This is a genomic window from Falcatimonas sp. MSJ-15 (assembly GCF_018918265.1).
Lineage (GTDB): Bacteria > Bacillota > Clostridia > Lachnospirales > Lachnospiraceae > Falcatimonas.
Genome location: NZ_JAHLQC010000038.1, coordinates 1 through 3,804, shown reverse-complemented (window position 1 = coordinate 3,804; position 3,804 = coordinate 1). Strand labels below are relative to the sequence as shown.

General features: G+C 33.6%; 3 protein-coding genes. 1 reads left to right on the top strand and 2 read right to left on the bottom strand.

All coding sequences use genetic code 11. From position 1 onward, the window contains the following. Together KQI85_RS16060 and KQI85_RS16055 are read right to left on the bottom strand one after the other, a co-directional pair. On the bottom strand, positions 1 to 2,339 hold a 2,339-nt coding region (locus KQI85_RS16060), incomplete at its 3' end, for a hypothetical protein (RefSeq protein ID WP_216577039.1). Positions 2,340 to 2,494: 155 nt separating this feature from the next. Next, complete coding sequence (locus KQI85_RS16055) at positions 2,495 to 2,677, bottom strand: hypothetical protein (RefSeq protein ID WP_216577038.1); 183 nt, start codon at positions 2,675 to 2,677, stop codon at positions 2,495 to 2,497. A gap of 419 nt (positions 2,678 to 3,096) precedes the next feature. On the opposite strand from KQI85_RS16055, the gene KQI85_RS16050 reads away from it, so the two are divergent. After that, on the top strand, positions 3,097 to 3,804 hold a 708-nt coding region (locus KQI85_RS16050), incomplete at its 3' end, for a hypothetical protein (protein WP_216577037.1).

The window sequence follows — 3,804 nt, the reverse complement described above, 5'->3', positions numbered from 1 at the left end:
CCTGTGAGTGTAATCTTCTCAACTCGTCTGCTCTGTCCATGAGTACCAAGTGAGATGATACCGTCATCTGATACTGTTGCAGCGATATCTGCTTCATCATCTGTTCCGATTCTTCTCTGAACGTGTGCTGAGAAGTTTACTTTGTCGTAGATATCATCTGTATCTGGTGTATCTGGTTTGTCTAGCCCTGCTGTATTATCTGTAACTTTTGCATCAGGTGTCTCAACAATTGAGAATACACTGAATGAATCTGTCTGGAATTTTAAATCACCACTTGCATCGGTTTTTGCAGTATAGATAGCTTCACCATCATCATATACTGTATAAACTGTTGTTGGTCGAAGATTAGCATTGCTTACAGTTAACCAAACAGGTTTATTTAATTCTTTAACTTCTGATTCATTACCAACTGTCATTTCAGCTACAAAACTGATAACAGAATCTTCTACTCTATAAATCTCATCTTTAGCCTGTAATTCTGATATTACAAGGTTTACATCAACAGGAGCTTCAGGATTTTCAATATTTGCAACATCTGGATCATATGCGGCAAATAATAGACCTTCACCTGTAATTGTTGCACTTAAACCATCTGCATTAAATGGGATTGAACTTGCATTTACTGTGTAATGTAAGTTGTATTCATTAGCGAGAGCACTTTCAGCAGCGGCATATGATGAATTTGATAATACTTTTGCGTCAACTTTATCTTCGGCTATAGCCTCACCTAATTGAAGGCTAAGTGCTGGTGTTATAAGAGTAATTGTTGAATCTGAAAGTAAATTAGCATAAAGTTCTGTATCTGGAATTGCTGTAATTTCAAATTCTGCATCATCATCTTTTGGTGCAACTACAACATAGGCACTCTTTTCAAATCTGTATTCTTTATCAGCATATAATACAATATTAGCATTTATTTTAGTAATACCGGCAGATACTGCTTTAATAGTTGCATTCTGTGTACCACTTACTGTTGCTATATCAGGATCATCACTTGTAAATGATGCTCTAACATCACTAGCTGTATATAAACCTGTTACAGTACTAGGTGCTATTGTTACATTTGAAGTACCATCAGCAGCACCAACTTTTACGCCTTTGTTATTAAATGATAATTCTATAGCAGTTACAGTTGCTGGTGTACCAGTTATACCTGCAGATACACTTGCAACTGGTGTTATTGTATAATTACCAGCTTTTTTAGTTGTGAATTCGCCTGTTGTAGGATTAAATATAGCATATACATTATCCGATTTATCAACAACACCATCACTATCTGAATCAATTGTTGTTACAGCTCCATTATGAGCATAATATAAACCATCTTTCATTAATGTTGCTGTTACAGTGTTAGTTATATCTGTAATGGTATATGTTACTTTTTCTTGTGAAGTAGAAGGAGTAACAGTTGTTGATACAGCAGTTGTTTCACCAGCATAAACTAATCTATCTGTAGCAATGGATTTAACAGCTGTAATTGCTTCTAATCCTTTTCTTGCTGTAAAAGTAATTGTTTTCTTATATGGATTTGTACGGCCTGTAATATATAAATTAGCTTCAACTGTTAATGTATCACCATCTTGAACAGCTGTGTCGGTTTTTATTGATAAAGTTTCACCAGGTTTATATGTCTCAGGAGTACCTGCTGTTGTTGGAACAGTAAGAACACCATCATTGCTAGTGCCTTTTGTACCATCACTACTTGTTACAGTGAATGCACTTGCTCTTGATGTTGATATAGTATATTCCAATTTGCTATAAGTTGCGTCATCATTACCAACAATATCGAAATTTAAAGTTGATGTGTTTGAATTTGTTGGAGTTGTTTCGTTAAAAAGAACAGTTGTTGAATCTGTAGTTAATGAAACACCTGTTGAAGCTTTTGATTCAGTTACTACGATAAGCACTTTAGCAGCCTTTTGAACATCTGTAACAGTATTAGATTCAGCATTCTGTCCACTATAAGTACTTGCTACCTCAGCATAATAATTACCAGCAGCAACTTTATTATAACCAATAACTACTTTGCCTGTTGTTGTTTCTGATAATGTATATGCTGGCTTTGTATCAGTTGATTTATTGTATAAATTAACTACACTACTTACTGGAGTTGAGGGACTTGAAGTTATAGTTGTACCTGTGTAAGAAGGTGCATTAAATGTTAATGTGTCACCTGATGTTACAACAACACCTGCTCCAAGAGTCTTTTCATCATTTGCAACAGCAGCTTCAGCAACTAATGGTTTCATCATATATGTTGGCACAACAGTAACTGCCATAGCAGCAGATAAAGCGTATGCCATAATTTTTCCCATCTGGGAACGTGTAAATTTGTTCATATCGTGACCTCCTAAAATTTAAAAATTGTGCCTGTTTTCGGCGAGTTTTTAGATATCTAAGGACCGGAGCTAATCCGGTAGATGTGGGTACGAATGTGAATCACTTAAGCTTTTAAATATGATAGATGCGTTTGATGTTAGGATATTAGATTCAATTAAGTTAGTAATCTGGTAATCTTAGTTAGAATACCAATCTTAATCTTAATTAGAATACCAACATTAATAATAGCATTAATGTTAGTCATAATCTTAATCCAATCAACCTCATCATATACCTGCCACGGCATATCATTTATATCTATTGCCAAAAGCTCTATTGATTCAATAATACGACACATACTTACACTACTTCATGGATAAAAAATATAATATTTTGTTAGGAAAAATGTGTGATTGTTACATTTTATAATTGCATGATGTTAGTAGCAATTCAGTAGCAAATAGGATTTTTTCTGTGGAAATTTTGTAAGTTTTTTGGTGTTATCAGATGCATTATAATTAAAAAATTCGGTCTACTTTTTCGGTTGGATTAATGTTATTCCGGTATCAGATTTACGCTTATCTTAGATTGCTTTTCCCTTAGTTTAGACGATTAAATGATCGACCAAATAAAATTAGAAAAGGCGAAAATATGTTTGTATTTTATTGTTGTATATGATATACTAATAGTACTAGTAATGGTTAATAGTGTTATTGGTATATCGTATACAGTAATAGTTGATAGCAAGTATTAACATACAGACAAGAAAGGATTTTTATGGCATCAACGAATGAAAACGTAGGTATTAACCGTACTTACAAGGACAGACTTTTTAGATTAAGATTCGGTTCCGAAGAGTATAAAGAGAATATGTTATCACTTTATAATGCACTTAACGGAACTGAATATAACAACACAGAAGATATCAGGATAACAACACTTGATGATGTAATATACATGAAGATGAAGAATGATATATCGATTCTTCTAGACAGCAACATGGTCTTGTGGGAACAGCAGAGTTCGATTAATCCGAATATGCCGGCAAGAGGGCTTATGTATTATGCGAATCTTCTAAGCCAGTATATTAAGACAGAGCGTTATGGAATATATAATAAGAAGTTAATACCTATTCCAACACCACAGTATGTAGTTTTTTATAATGGAACAGAAGAATATGAAGCAAGAGTTAAGCTGAGATTATCAGATGCATTTATAAATAAGGATGACAGCGGGGATTTTGAATGGACAGCAATGGTATATAATCTTAATACCGGTAAAAATGATGAACTGTTAGAAAAGTGTAGACCACTTAAAGAATATATGATATTTATAAATAAAGTAAGAGAATACTCAGATGACAAAGGTGTAGATATCAAGACAGCAATAACCAAGGCAATAGATTACTGCATAGAAGAAAATATTATGAGAGAATTTTTGATAAAGCATAAGGCGGAGGTGTTTAGTGTGTGTATAACAGAATTT